This window comes from Pseudomonas sp. P4_C4 (assembly GCF_056402055.1).
The window spans coordinates 1-18,312 of the sequence record NZ_JBFUID010000035.1 but is presented as its reverse complement, the minus strand read 5'-3'; the positions used below and the strand labels follow the sequence as shown (position 1 = coordinate 18,312).

Here is an 18,312-nt window from a genome sequence, read left to right as displayed (position 1 = left end):
GCATGAGCGGCCAAAGGGGAGGCGTTCGTTTTGTCGACCTCGATCAGTTCACGCGTGCAGCTCCTGTGCGCGCGACTGTCCCACGCCGTCGACCAGGCTATCGTGAATTCTCCAGTCGGGTATGTCCCGATCAATTACTGGTGGCTGGCCAGGGTGGCTCGCTACATGATCAAAGGCCCGGCGCCATGCCTTGGGTGTCATCCCTTCCAGGCGGCTGAAGGTGCGGGTGAAATGCGAGTGGTCTGCGAAACCGCATTCATAGACGACATCGGTGATCGGCATTGAGGTGATCAGCAGGCTTTTGGCTTTTTCGATTTTCATCATCACCAGCCAGCCTTGCGGCGAGTGGCCGGTAACCTTTTTGAACGCCCGGGAAAAATGGCTACGGGACAGGTTGCAGTGTTCGGCAATCTCGCTGATGCGAACGCAGCTGCCCATGTCACGCAGCATCAGCTCCTTGGCGCGGCGCTCCTGCCAGCCGGACAGGGCACCCAGCGGCCGTACCAGGGTGCATGGATGGTTTGATATCACCGATTGCGGGTTCATGGCGGCTCTCCTGATCGTTCAGGAAAGTCTGTCCGCCGGCGACATTTAAAGTCCTTAAGCAAACCTTAAGAGTTCTGAAATACAGTGTCCGTTGCAGCACGATGGGTATCAACTGACCCACACCAGATATCCAGAGAGAGCAACTGCCTACCCGTTTCAGCAATCAGATGATGCATTGAGCAGCACCGTTGGTGGGATCACTCTGGCGTCGCGAGCACCGCTAACGACATGTTGATCAACTCTTCGTTCGTGCTGATCGTTGCCAGCGCACTGCGCACATTGCCTCCAGCCTCACCCGAACTGCGCTGCTCGACCCAAAGGGCAAGCGCCATGATCGCGGCTTCGAGGGCTAGCTGGTTCTGATTGATCTTGAAGAGTAGGGAAGGGAGCAGGTCTGCATTCGACATCGTGATTGCTCCGTGGAGAGGTCAGCGTTGTTGGTGCCGATGCCGAATACACCCAGTTGCCGAGATGTCACTGACCCCGTCTGATTCCTCACAAACCGTTGTCTGTGCCGGATTTGTGCTGATTTTGAGGTGGGTCGGTCTTGCGTCGGCACGTGGTTCAATTCGGCATCGGCGTCAACAAGGGAGTTTATTTCCACCAATACTCGATCTGAACCCCTACGTTGGAGCCTTGCAGGTCTGTACCAAACGCACCGGTATCAGACAGAGCCGATCCCGGAGATTGCAAGCTGGCGGCGCGTTGCGCAGCCTTGTTCCAGGTAGCGTAGGTGTAATACAGACGAAATTCCGGCCTGTCCCAGAATCCCGGGCCGTTCGGTGACCAAGTCGGCGCGATGGTGTACTTAGTGAGTTTTCGGGTACCGTCTGCGGCTTCAACCTGGTCGCGCCCAACCTCGGTGATCAGCTTGAACTGATCCGTGAACGCATAAATTGGCCGAACACCAATGGATAACCAGTTCTGATCATCACCTCCAGGGCGCGTGTCTTTTTGATAGACCAGTTCAACTTGACCACTGAAAGCATGAGTCAATTGCCAATCGAAAAACTCCACGAGCCGCCAGCTCTTGTTGCTCTCATCCAGCGTGGTATCACCGGTATACCCCAATGCGGTGCCTGGTCCTCGGCCGTATTGAACAGCGAACTTGTTGACTCCGCCCAGGAACGCGACCTGCTTGTGCTGGGCAACCACCGACCAGCCCTGATGAGCATCCTCGCGGCTCGGCTTGTCCAGATAACTGACGCCCAGCTTAACCTCGCCACCGGGATTTGTGTTGAATCCGCTGACGGTCAAATCATGCCGGGTAACAAAATCCTTTTGGAAGACGTTGTCCTTGCGTGAAAGCACGTAGCTGTATTTCAGATCTCCCAATGCGACCTGGTCGAACCCAAAGCCCGTTGAGCTTTGGTTCCAGTAGAAGTAGTCGGAAATATTGATGTCGTTTCGGTTGTAGTAACGACGGCCCGCCCAGAAAGAACCGCCATTCAATGCCGGCATCTTGCTCCACTCTGCGTAGAGCTGGCTCATCCGCGTATAGCCGTGCTCTCCGTCAAATTTTGGTTCATGGCCATACTCGTTGTAAAACTGTGCCATGCCTTCAACGCTAAGCATCGAGCCGTCGTCCAGTGAAAGCAGATCCTGGCGCAAATCCAGCTCTATGTACTGCTCACATTCGTTGCCAAGGCGATATTTGGACTGCGCGCCCGGTAGCTGAAAACACGACTGTTTCCCTCCTTGAGTAGAATCCCCCACTCCGGTTCTGAAATAACCACTGAAGTCTGTTGAATACGCGTCAACAGGCAGAAAGCCGACAGCAAAGGACACACCCAGAACTGCACTGAGAGTTTTAACGTTCATTCATAACACCTTTTGTTTTTTATATTTATTGGACAAGGTCGATAACGCGAGTCAGCACGCTTTGTAACCAGGTACGCAGCTAGCTCCACGCACAAGTTCCCGAATGGGAAATAGGTTAAATCGAATAGAAAGCGCACCGTATTACCTGAGCCAAAGTATGAGAAGAACCCAGGCAGTGCCAGTGCGGAGTGACTACGGTAAGCAAGCGATTACTTAACCAATGAGTTAGTTGATCGTCGTAAGTTTTACCCTTTGGAATGTATTTTCAGGCCGCGAACCTGGAAGCCCAAACTTCCTTAATCACGGTGCAGGGCCGATCGATCACCCTGTAGCCTCAGAAGTACAACAGGAGTGAATACATGCGCGGAGGCACGACTACATGGCATTCGTTTTCTCCAAGACTGGAAGGCATTAGTCCCACCCAATCTTATGAGGCTCTAACCACGATGACGTCCCCGGAAGAAATCTATAAGGCCCTGCGTCGAGGAATCATCTGCCGGTTCCGCGTCATAGCGAGTCAGAAGGTTGTAGACGCTGTTGCCTAGCTCCTTGCCCAACTCCACGCCCCATTGATCAAACGAATTGACTCCCCAAATTACACCCTGGACAAAGACCTTGTGTTCATAAAGGGCGATCAACGCACCAAGGCTATGTGGATTGATGATCTCAAGAGCAACTGTATTGCTTGGCCGGTTGCCGGGAATCACCTTATGCGGCGCCAGTCGTTCAATCTCACTGGACGAAAGGCCTTTGGCTTTTAGCTCTGCCTCAGCTTCAGCGCGGGTTTTGCCTCGCATCAGCGCTTGGCTTTGAGACAAGCAATTGGCGTACAGCCATTCCTGATGATCAGCCACTGGGTTGTGGCTGACCACAGGCACAATGAAGTCGGCTGGAATTAGAGGCGTCCCTTGATGCAATAACTGGTGGTAAGCGTGCTGTCCGTTACATCCCACGCCGCCCCAGATTACTGGGCCAGTGGTGTAGGAAACTGACGTGCCGTCATGACGAACACTTTTGCCATTGGACTCCATGTCCATCTGCTGCAGATGTTTCACGAAGTTGCGCAGGTTATGGTCATAGGGCAAGAACGCATAGCTTTGCGCACCCCAAAAGTTGTGATACCAAACGCCGAGTACTGCTAAAAGAACGGGAAGGTTCTGTTCCAATGGTTCATTCAGGAAATGTTGATCCATAGCGTACGCGCCGGACAGCAGTTCCTTAAAGTTAGCGATGCCAATGGCCAGAGCAATCGGCAGGCCAATTGCCGACCATAGTGAGTAACGGCCACCGACCCAGTCCCACATAGGAAAAATGTTTGCTTCACGGATGCCGAAATCCAGCGCAGCTTGACGATTACTTGTCACAGCAATGAAGTGGCGATACAGCTTCTCTTCCGTCCCGCCCTTGGCCAGATACCAGCTTCGACAAGCTTGCGCGTTCTTCAGCGTTTCAAGAGTACCGAAGGTTTTGCTTGAGATAATGAACAGCGTTGTTTCTACGTTCAGATCGGCTGTAACCTCTCGGAATTCATTGCCGTCGATGTTAGCCAGGTAATGGCACCGCACCCCATGCCGAGCGAAAGGCGCGAGTGCTTCAGAGACAAGCTCAGGGCCCAGAAATGAGCCACCAATACCAATGTTTACGACATCAGTGATGACCTTATCGTTGTAACCACGCCAAAGATGGCTATGGATACGACTCACAACGTCAGTCATCTGCGCCAGAGCACCATGCACATCGCGCATCAAGTTGCGGCCATCGACCATCAAAGGTTCCCCCACTGGTCGCCGCAGCGCGGTATGCAGCACAGGACGCCCCTCGGAACAGTTGATTTTTTCGCCACTGAACATGGCATGCGCTGCCTGCTCCACGCCAGCCTCGCGAGCAAGGTTTACCAGCAATGAGCGCGTCTCGTGAGTGATCAGGTTTTTGGAGTAATCCAGAAACAGCCCGCAGCCCGCCAAGGAGAAGTCTTGAAAGCGTTTACTGTCATCTTGAAAGGCATCGCGCATACTAAAGTTTTTCATGCTCTCCCGATGGTCGAGCAGATTGCGCCATGCCGGCAATGCAGTCACATCATTCGTTTTGTTGTAGTTATTCATGCTCAGCCTCTCTTTGCCAATACGGCTTCAGCCGTCTCAATCAACGATTCAAATTTGGGAGTTTTGTAAATCTGCACACGCAGAAACGCCCCGACAGAAACAGGTTCTGCGGTTTGTTGTTATAATCGGCTATCGGACTCCGTTCCACGAGGTCAGCGATTTTTAATCGCGATCTAAATAGACGCTTATCTCTTTGGCGAAATTATTGAAAGCTCAAAAAAACCGAAAGCCGGTCGCTTAAGTGAAAAAGCAAACATACATATGCGTGCACGACGAATTGAAACCAGATGCTGGTCATTTAGTTTAAAAGTTGTCCAGGCGGCGAGACGTGGACAAAAGTAAAATAATTCACGCCTGCAACCGCTAGATCCTCAGGATAAATCCCTGAGTACAGTCATTTGGGAACGCCGCCAGAATCTCGCTGGATTAATGAGGGTTTCAATCGAATAGTCTGACGTCTCCCATCAGGTTGCTTGATACGCTTCAATAAAAGCTTCACAGCCTGGGCTCCGAGCTCCTCGAGAGGTTGCGCTATAACTGTCAGTCGGGGGCTAAAAGCATCTGCCCAGTCGAAGTCATCAAAGCCGACCAGTGCGATGTCCTTTGGCACCTCAAGCCGGGCTTCACGAAGGGCCTGCATAGCACCAATGGTCATCAAGTTGTTAGCGGTCATTATTGCGGTAGGCGGGTGCTCTAGCGCCAGTAGACGGCGAGTCGCCTCCATTGCCGGCGCAATCTCCGATTCACCACAGCAAACTAATTGATCTTCGTACTGGATTCCTGCCTCAACCAAGGCCGCACGGTAACCGTCAATTCGCTCATGAGAAGAAGACTGAGTCAACCGTCCGGATACCATCCCGATACGCCGATGTCCAAGTTTAATCAAGTGTGCAATCAACTCTTGAGATGATTGCTTATTCTCTACCCCCACCTGATCGAAAGACGTCGACAGAAGTCGATCGATGAGAACCGTGGGTATCTTGTTGGCCTTTAAGTAATTAAATACTCTATTTTCTGGATCATGCTCCGAGGCGAGTACAATGCCGTCAACACGTCTCTCATGCAGTGCTTTGACCGCTTTAAGCTCTTGTTCAGGATCTTTTTGCGTATTGACCAGAATCATCATCAAGCCGCTTTTCGCACATGCCGCTTCGATGGCACGTACTGTTTCACTGAAGTAATAGTTTGACAGCGTAGCAATCGCCACCCCTATAGCACCTGAAGAGGAGCGAGCCAGAGATCGAGCGAGCGAGTTTCGAATATAGCCTACGGACTCTACAGCCTGATTCACGCTACGGACGGTGTCGGGATGTACTTTGCGAGTACCGTTGAGTACGTGGGATACCGTAGACATTGATACGTTCGCGGCTCGCGCTACATCACTCATCTTTGCGCCCACTGTGCACCACTCCTTTCTCACGTGATTTCATGGATAGCGCTGAACTCATGCCCAGCGGTAAGCCATTGTAAAGCTCACGGCGAGAAAATGTGTCGCAGGCTCCAGGAATTGATGCCGGGACGGGCCCGTAATTTCGAGAGAGACCCAGCGAGGTGCGCTGTGCACCTGAAGTGGCTGAGGCGAGATGGTGGAATCCGCTATGCAGCATAGCCGGGCACTCCTTTTTTATTATTGTCGCGATCACATGGCGAACCGTTTACGGCACGCAGGGACGCTGTTGAAAAAAGCATAGCCGAGACGAAAACGCTTGCGCAAGCGCTTTCCTAACATTTTCACCTTTCCTTCGAGCGCAAAGGAAAGCGCTTGCGCAAGCGCTTTCCTTTGGACTATGTTTCTCGAACAAGAACACCGATGAGAGGTTTCAACTGCTTCTCAAATCGGTAGATAAGGAGTTAACCGCTATGCTGAGCACTGGATCTGAAAGTCCACCTCTTGCCCTATTGGAAATGCGCTCCATCTCGAAGTCATTCAATGGGGTACGCGTCCTGCATGACATCGATCTCAATATTTTCCCTGGACAAATCCACGCGTTAATGGGCGAAAACGGCGCCGGAAAATCCACGCTGATGAAAATCCTGTCGGGAGCCTATATAGCCGACAGTGGCACTATCCGAATCGATGGATGTGATATTCGAAACTATGGCCTGAACGATGCGAAGCGCCATGGCATTTCAGTTATCTATCAAGAGCTCAGCTTGTGCGCGAATATGAGCGTGGTCGAGAACATCTACCTGGGTAGGGAAATTCGTCGATGTGGAGTTGTAAACCACAAGGCAATGACCGAAGGCGCGCAGGTTGTACTAAAGCGACTTGGCGTCACATTTGATCCGCACGCGCTGGTCGGTACATTGTCGATCGCCGACCAACAACTTGTTGAAATCGCCCGTGCAATTCATGCCGATACGCGAATCCTGGTGATGGATGAGCCTACAACGCCGCTGTCTTCAAAAGAGACTGAAAGTCTATTTGCGTTGATTCGCCAGTTACGTGATGACGGTGTCGCAATCATCTATATCAGCCATCGAATGGCTGAGATATACGCATTGTCCGATTTCGTTTCGGTGCTCCGGGACGGCCGTTACGTGGGTTCGCTGGACCGTGGCACGTTATCGGCTGAAACCCTGGTCCGGATGATGGTGGGTCGCGATGTTTCCGGTTTCTATGCCCATGAGCGTGCTACGTGTTCTTACGAGCAACCGGTACTACGTGTCCGCAAACTTACTGACGGTTTAAAAATTCGAGATTGCAGTTTCGATCTGTATGCCGGCGAAATTCTCGGGATTGCAGGGCTGGTGGGCTCAGGGAGAACAGAACTTGCCCGATTAATTGCAGGTGTCGATGCATACTCGGGTGGACACATTGAACTGGACGGCGAAGTTGTAGCCATACGCTCCCCTCGCGATGCAGGCAATGCAGGTATCGCCTATCTGACAGAAGACCGTAAAGCCTTGGGCCTCTTTCTCGATATGAGTGTCCACGACAATATCAATGTTTGTGTATTGGGAAATGATGCTTCATTGACGGGTTTTGTGGACCGGACGGCTGGAACCGGACGCACCGAACAAGCCATTCAGGCACTCAATATCAAAGCATCTCCAGACATCAATGTCGGCGCGCTGTCTGGAGGCAACCAACAAAAGGTTTTGCTGGCTCGTCTGCTTGAGATGAAGCCCAAAGTGCTGTTCCTGGACGAACCCACCTCGGGTGTCGATATTGGAGCCAAAACAGAGATATATAAAATAATCAATGCATTGGCCGCCTCCGGCGTGTGTGTAGTGATGATTTCAAGTGAACTGCCAGAGATTGTTGGAATCGCTGACCGTGTATTGGTCATGTGTGAAGGGAAACTTGTCGCCGAACTCGGTGGCCGCAGCGGTGTTGATATTACACCCGAAACCATTATCGCGTTTGCCACAGGCAGCGACAGCTTGACTCTAGCCAACGGAGACTTAGTTCAATGACTTCCCCACTGCAACGCAAAGTGGCAAGTGACTTCATCACACCCAATGCGCGGAACATTGCCGGACCTGGCGCACAGGAAAAAATGCGCCAACTGATGAGGGTAGCGGGCATGCTCCCCGTATTGTTGCTCCTGTGTGTGGGCTTCAGCCTGATGAGCGACAGCTTTTTCTCGGCGCAGAACTTCTCGATCATCAGCCAACAAGCCTCTATCAATGTGGTATTGGCATCCGGCCTGACTTTCGTGATTTTGACCGGGGGCATCGACCTTTCAGTGGGTTCGATCCTGGCTGTTTCCGCGGTAGTGGCGCTGTTGGTATCGCAAGTTCCCGGATTGTCCTCTCTGGCCATCCCTGCGGGGCTTGGAATCGGCCTGTTGCTCGGGCTCGTCAATGGCGTATTGGTCGCTTTTGGCAAGCTGCCTGCGTTTATAGTCACACTGGGCGGATTGACGGCGATGCGTGGGATCGCACGCCTCATCGGCGAAGACAAAACGGTGTTCAACCCCGACTTGTCATTTGCCTTCATTGGAAACGATACGTTGTTCGGGGTGCCATGGCTGGTTGTCATCGCGCTGGTAGTGGTGACTCTTTCGTGGCTCATTCTTCGTCGGACGGTTTTAGGCGTACAGATTTACGCAGTGGGTGGCAATCCTGAGGCCGCGCGGTTATCGGGAATCAAGGTCTGGAAAGTCCTGCTCTTCGTTTACGCCATATCCGGTTTGCTGGCAGGTGTGGGGGCCATCATGACTTCCGCTCGTTTGATGGCGGCCAACGGTCTGCAAATGGGCCAGTCCTATGAACTCGACGCTATCGCCGCCGTCATCCTGGGTGGCACACGTTTCACCGGCGGCGTCGGCACCATCGTCGGTACGCTGATTGGCGCCCTGATCATCGCGACACTTTCCAACGGTCTGATATTGCTGGGCGTTTCGGATATCTGGCAATACATCATCAAGGGCGTCGTCATCATCGGGGCGGTAGCACTCGATCGTTTTCGGCAGACCGGCGCACGAACCTGAACTCTATAAAACTCCTCTAATACTCCAACAATAAGAGACTGTGCTCATGAAAAAAACAATATTGGCCGCTGCTTGTGCACTCCTGGCATTTAATACCGCTCAAGCGCAAGAATTGAAATCCGTCGGGATAACCGTTGGCTCGCTGGGAAATCCGTATTTCGTAGCGATGGTAAATGGCGCCAAAGCGCAGGCATTGCAGATCAACCCCGCCGCAAAATTCACCTCAGTTTCGGCCGACTACGATCTAAACAAACAGTTCACCCAGATCGATAACTTCATTTCGGCGGGCGTAAACCTGATTCTTGTCAATGCCGTCGACCCTGTAGCGATTGCACCTGCGATTGCCAAAGCCAGAAAGGCCGGCATAGTGGTTGTGGGGGTTGATGTCATGGTGCAGGGTGCCAACGCCACGGTACAGACAGATAACGTTGAAGCCGGCAAGATAGTCTGTCAGTACATTGCCGAGCAGCTTGGTGGCAAGGGTAACGTTATTATCCAGAATGGTACGCAGACTTCAGCAGTCCTGGATCGTGTCAATGGGTGTAAGAGTGTTTTCGCACAGGCACCTGACATTAAGGTACTGTCCGATAATCAGGATGCCAAAGGCTCGCGAGAAGGTGGCTACAGCGTGATGCAAGGCGACCTGACTCGCTTTGCAAAAATCGACGCGGTGTTCGCTATCAATGATCCCCAAGCCATAGGTGCAGACCTGGCAGCAAAACAACTCAAGCGTAAAGGCATCATTATCGCATCGGTGGATGGGGCTCCCGATATAGAGACAGCACTCAAAAGCGATACACAGATCCAGGCTTCTGCCTCTCAGTCCCCTTGGGGCCAGGCACAACAGGCCGTAACGATGGGTAACGACCTGCTGAATGGCAAATCCCTGGAAAGCACAACGGTACTGCTTCAACCCTCACTTGTAACCCGAACTAATGTTATGGAGTACAAAGGCTGGCAAGCTGACCAATGACTCATAGGCGGCTTAGTCGGGTGGCATAGGGGTATCCAGCCACATCTGGAATGCGGGTAATGGCTGCTGCGAGGTACTCGCAGTAGCCGAACAGTCATTGGCCTCTTAGAGGTTTGCTGATCCTGTTGTCATTATGTATCCATGAGTATTGTTCAAGCTTCACGTATCTCGGTATGGGGGGCTGAGCAACGCTTGCTGACGAGAAACCTGGCATGTTTTCCAACGCAAACACAATAGTAAGCATAGAGCTACTTGACTACGTCACGTCTCTGTCTGGTAATCGAATTGTCGTTGCGCTAGCGGGGCCGCCTGGTGCAGGTAAGTCCACCGTCTCTGAGGCCTTGGTAGAGGCCCTTAATAGTATTATGCCGGGGAGTGCAGCGGTCATTCCCGGGGATGGCTTTCACTATGATGACGCGGTTCTTGGATCCTTGAACCTTTTAGACCGCAAGGGCTCCCCCGATACATTCGATGTGGGTGGCTTCAGGAGTCTGCTGCTGCGGCTTCGTGCGAACAACGAACCAACGGTTGCCGTTCCAGTATTCGATCGTAACCTGGAGATATCCCGTGCCGCAGGACGATTGGTTTCCTCTGATGTGAAATATCTCATCGTAGAAGGAAACTACCTTCTATTGAATCTTGCCCCATGGTCGTCCTTAAGGGACTGTTTTGATACCACCATTATGCTGCAGGTTGACCGTAAAACCCTGGAGACGCGACTGCTTGATCGATGGCGATCATTCGGGTTCGATGAGTCTGCTTCCTATGAAAAAGTTCGTTGCAACGACCTTCCGAATGCCGAATTTGTGATTTCGGCCAGCAGTAGAGCTGACTTCACGATCACAGATGAAGAACCCACTTCTTCTCCTTGAGCGAGAGTGTCGCAGCCAGCATGGCTGCCTATCAACAGGCCTATTGACGCTATCAACAACCTGTAGCGAACCTTTAAAGAGCAAACGACTATGTATCTGGTATGTGGCGAAGCGCTGTTCGATTTCTTTAGTGAAAACGACCCCGGAGCTCAAGCTTCAAAAATAAACTACAAGGCCATTGCCGGCGGTTCACCGTTCAACGTCGCCGTCGGGCTGCGGCGGCTGGGTATCGACGTGGCGCTGTTTGCCGGGTTGTCCACCGACTACCTGGGCCGGCGTTTACAGCAAGTATTGCAGGAGGAGGGCGTGCGCCTGGACTACCTTCAGGATTTCGACGCACCGACCACCCTTGCCATGGTCGCCGTTGGTGCCGATGGCTCGCCGCATTACAGCTTTCGCGGTGAAGGCTGCGCTGATCGTCAGCTGTTGCCGGGGCATTTGCCTGAGTTGGGCGCTGAGGTGCGAGGGCTGCATATCGGCTCGTTCTCGTTGGTGGTGCAGCCGATTGCCGATACCCTGCTGGCTCTGGTCTGCCGGGAAAGTGGCAAACGCCTGATCAGCCTTGACCCCAATGTGCGACTCAACCCAGAGCCGAATATCGAATTGTGGCGCGAACGTATCGGCGCTCTGGTCGAACATGCCGATCTGATCAAGGTCAGTGACGAAGACCTGAACCTGCTCTACCCCGAGCGTGATGCGCAGAGCGTGATCGAGGGCTGGCTGGAACACCGCTGCCAACTGGTATTCCTCACCCGTGGCGGTCAGGGAGCGACAGTTTTCAGCCGCCGCCATGGCACTTGGTCGGTGCCGGCCCGTGCCGTGGTGATGGTCGATACCGTGGGCGCCGGCGATACCTTCCAGGCGGCATTGATCGCTTGGCTGACCGAGCAGCAGCTGGATTCGGTAGAGGGCTTGCAACGCTTGGGCCGTGAACAGATCGACGCAATGCTCACCTTTGCCGTCAGCGCCGCTGCCCTGACCTGCGGTAAAACCGGGCCGGACTTACCTTTTCGGCATCAGTTGGATTGATATCTGGTCAGGATTGTTTCGTCGGCACTGCAGTCTACGTGGGTAAGTCGGGCCGACGACGCTTCAAGCTTCCAGTCGCGCTGGCTCCTCTTGAGATAGATACGCCAACAATTGAGCCTCGATTGATCTACCCAGTGGAGTCACCGGGTTCAAATGCGAGCCTGCATTGAAGGTGTTTGAGAGGGCATGTGCGTAACGACTGGACTGTGACTCCAGGCTACCCCTGCTTGAAAAATGGAAAGCAGAACACGGCTTCGCGACCGTCGAGTCCTGGCTGACCCAGTGAATCTGGATTGAGTACAAAAGGGCCAGTGAAGGGCCCTTTTTTTGCTCGGTTTTCAGCCCGTTTGCGCCGTCGGCAATACTCCTGGCGATAGCGAACTTCCCGTGAGCTTAATGATTACCTTACCTTTGGATCGTCCTTGTTCGACATAGCTCAAAGCATCCGCTGTTGACTCGAAAGGGAAGGATCGGTCGACCACCGGTTTGATAATGCCGGACTCGACGAGAGCAGTAATTTCACCCAGTTGAGCACCGCTCGCACGCATGAAAACGAACGCATAGCTGACATCCTTTTTGCGAGCTTTTCTGCGGATACCGCTGCTCAACAAACGCATCACCCAACCCAATCCCCAGAACAGTTTTTGCTCTTCAGCGAATTGCGGCGTCGGCGGCCCCGAGATGGAAATGAGCTGGCCACCAGGCTTCAAAATGCTGAGCGACTTTTCCAGTTCATCCGCGCCCAAGCTGTTCAATACGACATCGTAGTCCTGCAAAACGCTTTCGAAGTTTTGCTTCTTGTAGTCGATGACGACGTCCGCTCCCAGCGCTTTAACCCATTCAACATTGTTTGTGCTGGTGGTTGTCGCAACGAAGGCGCCCAGATGCTTGGCGAGCTGGATGGCGATGGTGCCAACACCGCCGGAACCGGCGTGAATAAAGACCTTCTGCCCTTTTTGCAACCTGGCTGTTTCAACCAACACCTGCCAGGCCGTCAGAGCGACCAGGGGGAGGGAAGCAGCTTCTTCCATGCTGATATTTTCGGGTTTCAACGCGAGTGCATTTTCTTCCACCGCAATAAGCTCGGCGAAAGTGCCTATGCGCTCTTGAGGAGGGCGCGCGTAGACTTCGTCACCTGGCTTGAAGCGCCGCACACCGGATCCAACGCTGACCACGACCCCAGCCAGGTCATTGCCCAATATCAACGGGAATGAGTACGGCAAGATCAGTTTGAATTCGCCTGTACTGATCTTTGAATCAAGCACGTTGACGCTTGTGGCATGCACTTGAACCAGGACGTCATGTGCACCCACCTCAGGTGCGGGCACCTCGGCGAAACGGCCATTATGCTTGCCGTAACGGTCGATTAGAAATGCCTTCATGTTGATTCAACTCTCATAGTTTCAAATGGGAATGGCAGAACACGCTCAGGCATCCAGGAATGCCGTTGCTTTCGCCACGAAGTCGGCATGATGTTGGAAAATTCCGCCATGCCCTGCGTCTTCGTAAATGATCAGTTGTGAATTCGGGATCCGGTTTGCCAAGTCGGTAGAGYTCATCGTGGGCACCATGATGTCGTTGTCACCGTTCGCGATCAGCGTCGGTATCTGTATGCGACCGAGATTTTGTGGGGGTTGTCTGCCCCATGCGTGAATGGCTTTCAACTGCCGCCAAAAAGCGGTTGGTGTTGGATTTTTGTCGCGATCTTTCCTGCGCTCCTTCAGGCGATTCAGAAAATCCTTGGCGGCTCGCCGGCCATTGACCGTAGAGGTGAAGAATAGGTAGGTCTTCGGATCGCGCAACGTCAGCAAACCTTTAAGCATCAATGGCCATGACACTGACCAGAGCTTGTCGATGCCACTACCGCCAGCAGGCCCCGTACCGGTCAGAATCAGTCTGCGCACCAGGTCAGGGGCGCTCAGAGCAATTTCCTGGGCCACGAATCCTCCGAGTGAAAAACCCAGCAGGTCGACCTTTTTAAACCCCAGCGCACGAATCACAGCGATGGCATCGTTTGCCATTTCGCTGACCGTTGCAGGGGCGGTGCCATCCGAGGCGCCGATTCCCCGATAGTCAGTGGCGATGATGCGCCTGGTGCTTGCGAGCCCATCCATGATCCGTGGGTCGAAGTTGTCCAGCACTGCGCCCCAATGGTTAAGCAGAACGAGCGGCAACTCACCCTTGGGGCCGATGTCACGGTAAGCGAACGCTGTTCCTTCGACCTTGATCCATTGGTTCGCTGCATTGACGAACGGCGTGCGCGATCCGGGATGAAGTTTTGTGTCTTGAATATTCATGTTGGCCCCGTGATGCGGGTCGAAAAGCTGCAAGTGAGACTGTGTTGCAGGCGCTTTTAAATCGAGTGCTGCGCACCAGCGCCTGCTGCACGATGATTACGCCTTGGCTTGATAACGCTCGGCGACATCGGATTGCCTGATCTGCGACAGCAAGCCCTGACGTGCACCCTGCAAGGCATCCCAACGCGCGGCGTCCTGCAAGGGTGGAATGGTCACTGGCTCGCGACGATCAAAACCGACCAGCGCCGCATCGACCAGATCACCCACTTCCATGATGTCACTGAGGGTATTGATATCGACGCCCGCTCGCTCCCAGATTTCGGTACGAGTGGCTGCTGGCAAGACGGCTTGCACGTAGACGCCTTTGGGCGTCAGCTCCAGGCTCATACCTTGAGAGAGAAACAGTACAAACGCCTTGGTCGCGCCGTAGACCGTCATCCCGAACTCCGGTGCCAGGCCAACGACCGAGCCTATGTTGATAATCGCTCCGTCCCCGGCTTGTGCCAGCCGTGGGGCGATGGCGCTGGCAAGCCGTACCAGTGCGGTAGTGTTGAGCGTAACCAACTGAGCAACGCTGTCGGTGGATTGTTCGATAAAGCTGCCGGATTGTGCGGCGCCTGCATTGTTCACCAGGATGCCAATACTGGCGTCGTCGCGCAGGCGAGCCTCGACCGTGGTCAAATCGCTGATTTGGGTCAGGTCAGCCTGGAGAACATCAATGGTGATGTTGTGTTTCTCACGCAGCCGGGCTGCAAGAGCATCCAGCCGCCCTTTGTCGCGGGCAACCAGTACGAGGTCGTGCCCGCGCTGTGCAAAGCGCTCGGCATAGGTGGCGCCGATGCCAGTGGAGGCGCCGGTAATGAGAACGGTGGTAGGGATGCTCATGAATTGATCCTCGGTTTCGGATATCGATAGGCGAGTCGTGCGCGGTGTCCGGAGGACGTGCACGGACGTGATTGTTAGCCGTGCCGGGTACTGGACTCAGCAAGGGTTGGGTAGTCGATGTAGCCTTCTGCACCGCCGCCATACAGGGTCGCAGGATCGAATGTCGACAAAGAGGCAGCGGTTTTAAGGCGCTCCACCAAGTCCGGGTTACCGATGAAGGGACGCCCAAAGGCGATCAAGTCAGCCTTGTCATCGTTGAGTTGAGAGGTGGCCAGATTCACGTCGTAGCCATTGTTGGCGATGTAAGTGTTTTTGAAGCGTTGGCGCAAAGAACCAAAGTCGAAGGGCGCAACATCGCGCGGCCCGCCAGTCGCGCCTTCGACCACATGGAGGTACACAATGCCCAAGGCATCGAGTTGGTCGACAATGTAGTCAAACTGGGCCTGCGGTTCGCTGCTGGAGACACCATTGGCTGGCGAAACTGGCGATATACGGATGCCTGTGCGTCCGGCACCGACCTCGGCTACTACCGCCGCCGTCACTTCCAGCAGTAGGCGAGCGCGGTTTTCAATCGAGCCACCGTAGGCATCGGTGCGGATATTGGCACCGTCCTTGACGAACTGATCCAGCAAATAGCCGTTTGCGCCGTGGATCTCTACGCCATCGAATCCCGCAGCGATGGCGTTTGCCGCCGCTTGGCGAAAATCATTAACGATCCCGGGAAGTTCGCTGATATCAAGCGCTCGCGGCTCTGAAACGTCCACGAAGCTATTGTTGACGAACACCTTGGTCGCGGGACGCAGAGCGGAGGGTGCTACCGGAGCGGCACCGTTCTCCTGCAGGTCAACGTGCGATACGCGTCCGACATGCCACAGTTGCAGGAAAATTCGTCCGCCTTTTGCGTGGACAGCATCGGTGACCTTGCGCCAGCCATCAATCTGCGCCTGCGTGTAGATACCGGGCGTGTCCTGGTAGCCCTGTCCCTGCTGCGAGATCTGCGAGGCTTCGGAGATCAACAGGCCTGTAGAGGCTCTCTGGCTGTAATAGGTTGCAGCGAACTCGCTCGGGACGAGGCCTTCTGCCGCACGGTTACGCGTCAGCGGAGCCATCACGATTCTGTTGGAAAGTGTCAGCGAGCCGAGCGTGTACGGCTCAAATAACGTCTTATCGTTCATATCGTTTCCATACTCGTTGATTAATGAAAGGCGACGTGCGCCGTGCCAGGGAAGATTCGCGTTGGCACATTTATGATGTCGATCATACTCAAAGCTGTCAATGCTTTTGATTATGATCGACATCAGAGTATGATGGAGGCATTGCTTTGAGATGCAGAGGCGCAGGAAATGAAGATCACCAAGGCGCAATCACTCGCCAATAGAGCTCACATCGTTGAGACGGCTTCAGAGCTGTTTCGCGAGCGTGGCTACGATGGCGTGGGGGTGGCTGAACTCATGGCAGCAGCCGGATTTACGCAAGGCGGTTTCTACAAGCACTTCGGCTCCAAGGCCGATTTGATGGCTGAAGCGGCAGCGAACAGCCTTTCGCATTCGCTGACCAGTTCCGAAGGTCTCGAGGTTGCTGAGTTCATCGATCTGTATGTGTCGAGGGATCACCGAGACGGCAGGGGCAGTGGTTGCACCATGGCGGCCCTTTGTGGAGACGCTGCGCGTCAATCAGATGAGTTGAAAGCCACCTTTGCCAGCGGGGTAGAAAGCACGCTGGCAGCGCTCGAAGTAAAGTACAAAGCGAGGCAAGAGGCGCCGCAGGATGGGGTACGGGCAAAAATGATCGACATGCTGGCGCATGCAATCGGTGCAGTCATGTTGTCGCGCGCCTGCCCAGATGATTCTTCTCTGGCTGATGAAATACTCGAGGTTTGCCACGCTGAGATAATTGCGTCATTGCCGTTGTCGCCAGTCAGTGAGCCGCAGGGGAACGCATAGATGGACGCTTTCTGGCAGATCTTGAACATTTGGCCGGGCATTGAAGGTGTTGCGAGAGATGTTGTCGTTGAGACAATGGACGGGGATCACCGAACCTTGAAAGAGTGGAAAGCGACATATGGCTCCGACACCGTCGAATCCTGGCTGACCAAGTGAGTTTGGTTTGAGTACAAAAAAGGCCCGATAAGGGCCTCCTTGTATCTCATTCGAGAGAGGCGGGTGTTCTTCTCGGCGCAGAGATCAAGCATCTCCTGGGTCTCTTGAGTAACGCCTGGCTGGCGCTACCATGCGCTTCTGGCCAAAAGAGGGCCACACGAGTATCAATGCTGGCCAACGCTTCCAGGTACAGACCCACCCTGACCGCTCCTGCGCAGTATCAATACTGTCACCTCATAAACAAGGACGGTTTTTCCCCCCGTCGTAGCGACGTCGACTTTAAACACAACCCACCCTCGTTCATGGTTTCCCGCGTGGATGAGTGATCGAACGACTTGAGCTGAGAGCTTGAGAATGTCTCCTGGCACTACTGGAGCAACCATCCTGAAACCATCGATCTTCCCACCCGCCACGACATTTGATTGAAGCAGTAGGGCATCACACATCAACCGCTGCGAGATACCGAAGGTTTGTACCCCGCTGGCACAGTGCACCCCAAGCGGACTCGAACGGGCAAGGTCAGGATCTATATGAATATCGAGAGGATCGTACTCGGCAGCAAAGGCGATAATTTGTTCCGTTGTGATAGGAACTGATTGCTTGGCTGTCCAAGTTCTACCTGGGGTGAGGTCTTCCCAATACAGTTCTTTCTCTGCCACGGTATCTCCTGGGTTCTGCAGCGTTAAACTCGCGACACTGACGCTCAAAACTTAGCTGCGCGTTTCTCCACAAATGCTCGCATCCCTTCTTTCTGGCCAGGCGTTGCGTGGATCGCATTCAGCGCAACTGGGCGGTTAAGCGAGATCAAGCCAGCCCCTTCGACATGATCAACTATTAGGGGCCGGTAGTTCACAGACAAATCCTTTGCGCAAAAAAAGATTTTCGAGGCGCAGCGGGAGACTTGTTACAGCCAGTCAACGCTCCTCTATGAGAGGAGTTCGATAGCAATCGCGGTCGACTCGCCGCCACCAATGCACACAGAAGCGATGCCACGCTTTAGCGTGTTCTGCCTCAAGGCATTTACCAACGTAACAACAACGCGCGCGCCTGACGCGCCAATCGGGTGCCCCAAAGCGCATGCCCCACCGTGGACATTTAATTGCTCATGTCCGACGTTCAAGTCTCGGATAACAACCATGGGCACCACGGCAAAGGCCTCATTGATCTCAAAGAGATCAACATCCTGCATTGACCAGTTGGTTCGCTCTAGCAAGCGTTTAATCGCACCGACCGGAGCGGAGGCAAAGAG

Annotated in this window: 16 protein-coding genes and 2 pseudogenes; 7 read left to right on the top strand and 11 right to left on the bottom strand. The window is 53.8% G+C overall.

All coding sequences use genetic code 11. The features are described from left to right. Positions 1 to 48: 48 nt before the first annotated feature. The 5 genes from AC1DXW_RS18800 to AC1DXW_RS18780 form a co-directional block, all read right to left on the bottom strand. The gene (locus tag AC1DXW_RS18800) at positions 49 to 546 is read right to left on the bottom strand and encodes a helix-turn-helix transcriptional regulator (protein ID WP_477755874.1); all 498 of its coding nucleotides are present in this window, start codon (positions 544 to 546) and stop codon (positions 49 to 51) included. 197 nt (positions 547 to 743) lie between these two features. Then, on the bottom strand, positions 744 to 953 hold the full coding sequence (locus AC1DXW_RS18795) for a hypothetical protein (RefSeq protein WP_477755875.1): 210 nt from the start codon (positions 951 to 953) through the stop codon (positions 744 to 746). Between the two features lie 187 nt (positions 954 to 1,140). Then, positions 1,141 to 2,367: a carbohydrate porin gene (locus AC1DXW_RS18790; RefSeq protein WP_477755876.1), complete on the bottom strand. Its 1,227-nt coding sequence runs from the start codon at positions 2,365 to 2,367 to the stop codon at positions 1,141 to 1,143. Positions 2,368 to 2,804: 437 nt separating this feature from the next. After that, positions 2,805 to 4,469, bottom strand: coding sequence for a glucose-6-phosphate isomerase (gene pgi / locus AC1DXW_RS18785; protein WP_477755877.1), 1,665 nt, complete (start codon positions 4,467 to 4,469; stop codon positions 2,805 to 2,807). Positions 4,470 to 4,863: 394 nt separating this feature from the next. Beyond that, the gene (locus tag AC1DXW_RS18780; RefSeq protein ID WP_477760307.1) at positions 4,864 to 5,868 is read right to left on the bottom strand and encodes a LacI family DNA-binding transcriptional regulator; all 1,005 of its coding nucleotides are present in this window, start codon (positions 5,866 to 5,868) and stop codon (positions 4,864 to 4,866) included. Positions 5,869 to 6,329: 461 nt separating this feature from the next. Between AC1DXW_RS18780 and AC1DXW_RS18775 the strand changes: the two genes are divergently transcribed. From AC1DXW_RS18775 to AC1DXW_RS18755, 5 genes are all read left to right on the top strand, one after another. Further along, positions 6,330 to 7,889, top strand: a complete 1,560-nt coding sequence (locus tag AC1DXW_RS18775; RefSeq protein WP_477756696.1) for a sugar ABC transporter ATP-binding protein — start codon at positions 6,330 to 6,332, stop codon at positions 7,887 to 7,889. After that, positions 7,886 to 8,908 carry an ABC transporter permease subunit gene (locus AC1DXW_RS18770; RefSeq protein WP_477760306.1) on the top strand — a complete coding sequence of 341 codons (1,023 nt, stop codon included), beginning with the start codon at positions 7,886 to 7,888 and terminating at the stop codon, positions 8,906 to 8,908. The genes AC1DXW_RS18775 and AC1DXW_RS18770 overlap by 4 nt, the downstream gene beginning before the upstream one ends. A 46-nt stretch (positions 8,909 to 8,954) precedes the next feature. Further along, positions 8,955 to 9,881 (top strand): ABC transporter substrate-binding protein, encoded by a 927-nt coding sequence (locus AC1DXW_RS18765; RefSeq protein ID WP_477755565.1) that lies wholly within the window; start codon positions 8,955 to 8,957, stop codon positions 9,879 to 9,881. A gap of 212 nt (positions 9,882 to 10,093) precedes the next feature. Continuing rightward, the gene (locus AC1DXW_RS18760) at positions 10,094 to 10,753 is read left to right on the top strand and encodes a nucleoside/nucleotide kinase family protein (RefSeq protein WP_477755566.1); all 660 of its coding nucleotides are present in this window, start codon (positions 10,094 to 10,096) and stop codon (positions 10,751 to 10,753) included. A gap of 90 nt (positions 10,754 to 10,843) precedes the next feature. Continuing rightward, positions 10,844 to 11,782 (top strand): carbohydrate kinase family protein, encoded by a 939-nt coding sequence (locus AC1DXW_RS18755; protein WP_477755567.1) that lies wholly within the window; start codon positions 10,844 to 10,846, stop codon positions 11,780 to 11,782. A 338-nt stretch (positions 11,783 to 12,120) separates the two neighbouring features. Here AC1DXW_RS18755 and AC1DXW_RS18750 read toward each other — a convergent pair whose 3' ends face one another. The 4 genes from AC1DXW_RS18750 to AC1DXW_RS18735 form a co-directional block, all read right to left on the bottom strand. Beyond that, complete coding sequence (locus AC1DXW_RS18750; protein ID WP_477760305.1) at positions 12,121 to 13,164, bottom strand: NADP-dependent oxidoreductase; 1,044 nt, start codon at positions 13,162 to 13,164, stop codon at positions 12,121 to 12,123. A gap of 45 nt (positions 13,165 to 13,209) precedes the next feature. Beyond that, positions 13,210 to 14,079, bottom strand: coding sequence for an alpha/beta fold hydrolase (locus tag AC1DXW_RS18745; RefSeq protein ID WP_477760304.1), 870 nt, complete (start codon positions 14,077 to 14,079; stop codon positions 13,210 to 13,212). A 96-nt stretch (positions 14,080 to 14,175) separates the two neighbouring features. Next, positions 14,176 to 14,964 carry an SDR family NAD(P)-dependent oxidoreductase gene (locus AC1DXW_RS18740; RefSeq protein WP_477755570.1) on the bottom strand — a complete coding sequence of 263 codons (789 nt, stop codon included), beginning with the start codon at positions 14,962 to 14,964 and terminating at the stop codon, positions 14,176 to 14,178. Between the two features lie 74 nt (positions 14,965 to 15,038). After that, positions 15,039 to 16,139, bottom strand: a complete 1,101-nt coding sequence (locus AC1DXW_RS18735) for an alkene reductase (protein ID WP_477755571.1) — start codon at positions 16,137 to 16,139, stop codon at positions 15,039 to 15,041. A 168-nt stretch (positions 16,140 to 16,307) separates the two neighbouring features. Here AC1DXW_RS18735 and AC1DXW_RS18730 point away from each other — a divergent pair, with 168 nt between their 5' ends. Next, on the top strand, positions 16,308 to 16,907 hold the full coding sequence (locus AC1DXW_RS18730) for a TetR/AcrR family transcriptional regulator (RefSeq protein WP_477755572.1): 600 nt from the start codon (positions 16,308 to 16,310) through the stop codon (positions 16,905 to 16,907). 63 nt (positions 16,908 to 16,970) lie between these two features. Then, positions 16,971 to 17,063: pseudogene (locus tag AC1DXW_RS18725) on the top strand (transcriptional regulator); the annotation flags it as partial. Positions 17,064 to 17,227: 164 nt separating this feature from the next. Here AC1DXW_RS18725 and AC1DXW_RS18720 read toward each other — a convergent pair. Continuing rightward, positions 17,228 to 17,722, bottom strand: a complete 495-nt coding sequence (locus tag AC1DXW_RS18720) for a MaoC/PaaZ C-terminal domain-containing protein (RefSeq protein ID WP_477760303.1) — start codon at positions 17,720 to 17,722, stop codon at positions 17,228 to 17,230. Between the two features lie 266 nt (positions 17,723 to 17,988). After that, positions 17,989 to 18,312: pseudogene (locus AC1DXW_RS18715) on the bottom strand (acetyl-CoA C-acetyltransferase); the annotation flags it as partial.

Bases quoted from the DNA above. Each gene is read 5' to 3' on its own strand.
- AC1DXW_RS18740 (WP_477755570.1), bottom strand. From the start codon at position 14,964: ATGAGCATCCCTACCACCGTTCTCATTACCGGCGCCTCCACTGGCATC.
- AC1DXW_RS18730 (WP_477755572.1), top strand. From the start codon at position 16,308: ATGAAGATCACCAAGGCGCAATCACTCGCCAATAGAGCTCACATCGTT.
- AC1DXW_RS18775 (WP_477756696.1), top strand. From the start codon at position 6,330: ATGCTGAGCACTGGATCTGAAAGTCCACCTCTTGCCCTATTGGAAATG.
- AC1DXW_RS18755 (WP_477755567.1), top strand. From the start codon at position 10,844: ATGTATCTGGTATGTGGCGAAGCGCTGTTCGATTTCTTTAGTGAAAAC.
- pgi (WP_477755877.1), bottom strand. From the start codon at position 4,469: ATGAATAACTACAACAAAACGAATGATGTGACTGCATTGCCGGCATGG.
- AC1DXW_RS18760 (WP_477755566.1), top strand. From the start codon at position 10,094: ATGTTTTCCAACGCAAACACAATAGTAAGCATAGAGCTACTTGACTAC.
- AC1DXW_RS18735 (WP_477755571.1), bottom strand. From the start codon at position 16,139: ATGAACGATAAGACGTTATTTGAGCCGTACACGCTCGGCTCGCTGACA.
- AC1DXW_RS18750 (WP_477760305.1), bottom strand. From the start codon at position 13,164: ATGAAGGCATTTCTAATCGACCGTTACGGCAAGCATAATGGCCGTTTC.
- AC1DXW_RS18770 (WP_477760306.1), top strand. From the start codon at position 7,886: ATGACTTCCCCACTGCAACGCAAAGTGGCAAGTGACTTCATCACACCC.
- AC1DXW_RS18795 (WP_477755875.1), bottom strand. From the start codon at position 953: ATGTCGAATGCAGACCTGCTCCCTTCCCTACTCTTCAAGATCAATCAG.
- AC1DXW_RS18800 (WP_477755874.1), bottom strand. From the start codon at position 546: ATGAACCCGCAATCGGTGATATCAAACCATCCATGCACCCTGGTACGG.
- AC1DXW_RS18790 (WP_477755876.1), bottom strand. From the start codon at position 2,367: ATGAACGTTAAAACTCTCAGTGCAGTTCTGGGTGTGTCCTTTGCTGTC.
- AC1DXW_RS18765 (WP_477755565.1), top strand. From the start codon at position 8,955: ATGAAAAAAACAATATTGGCCGCTGCTTGTGCACTCCTGGCATTTAAT.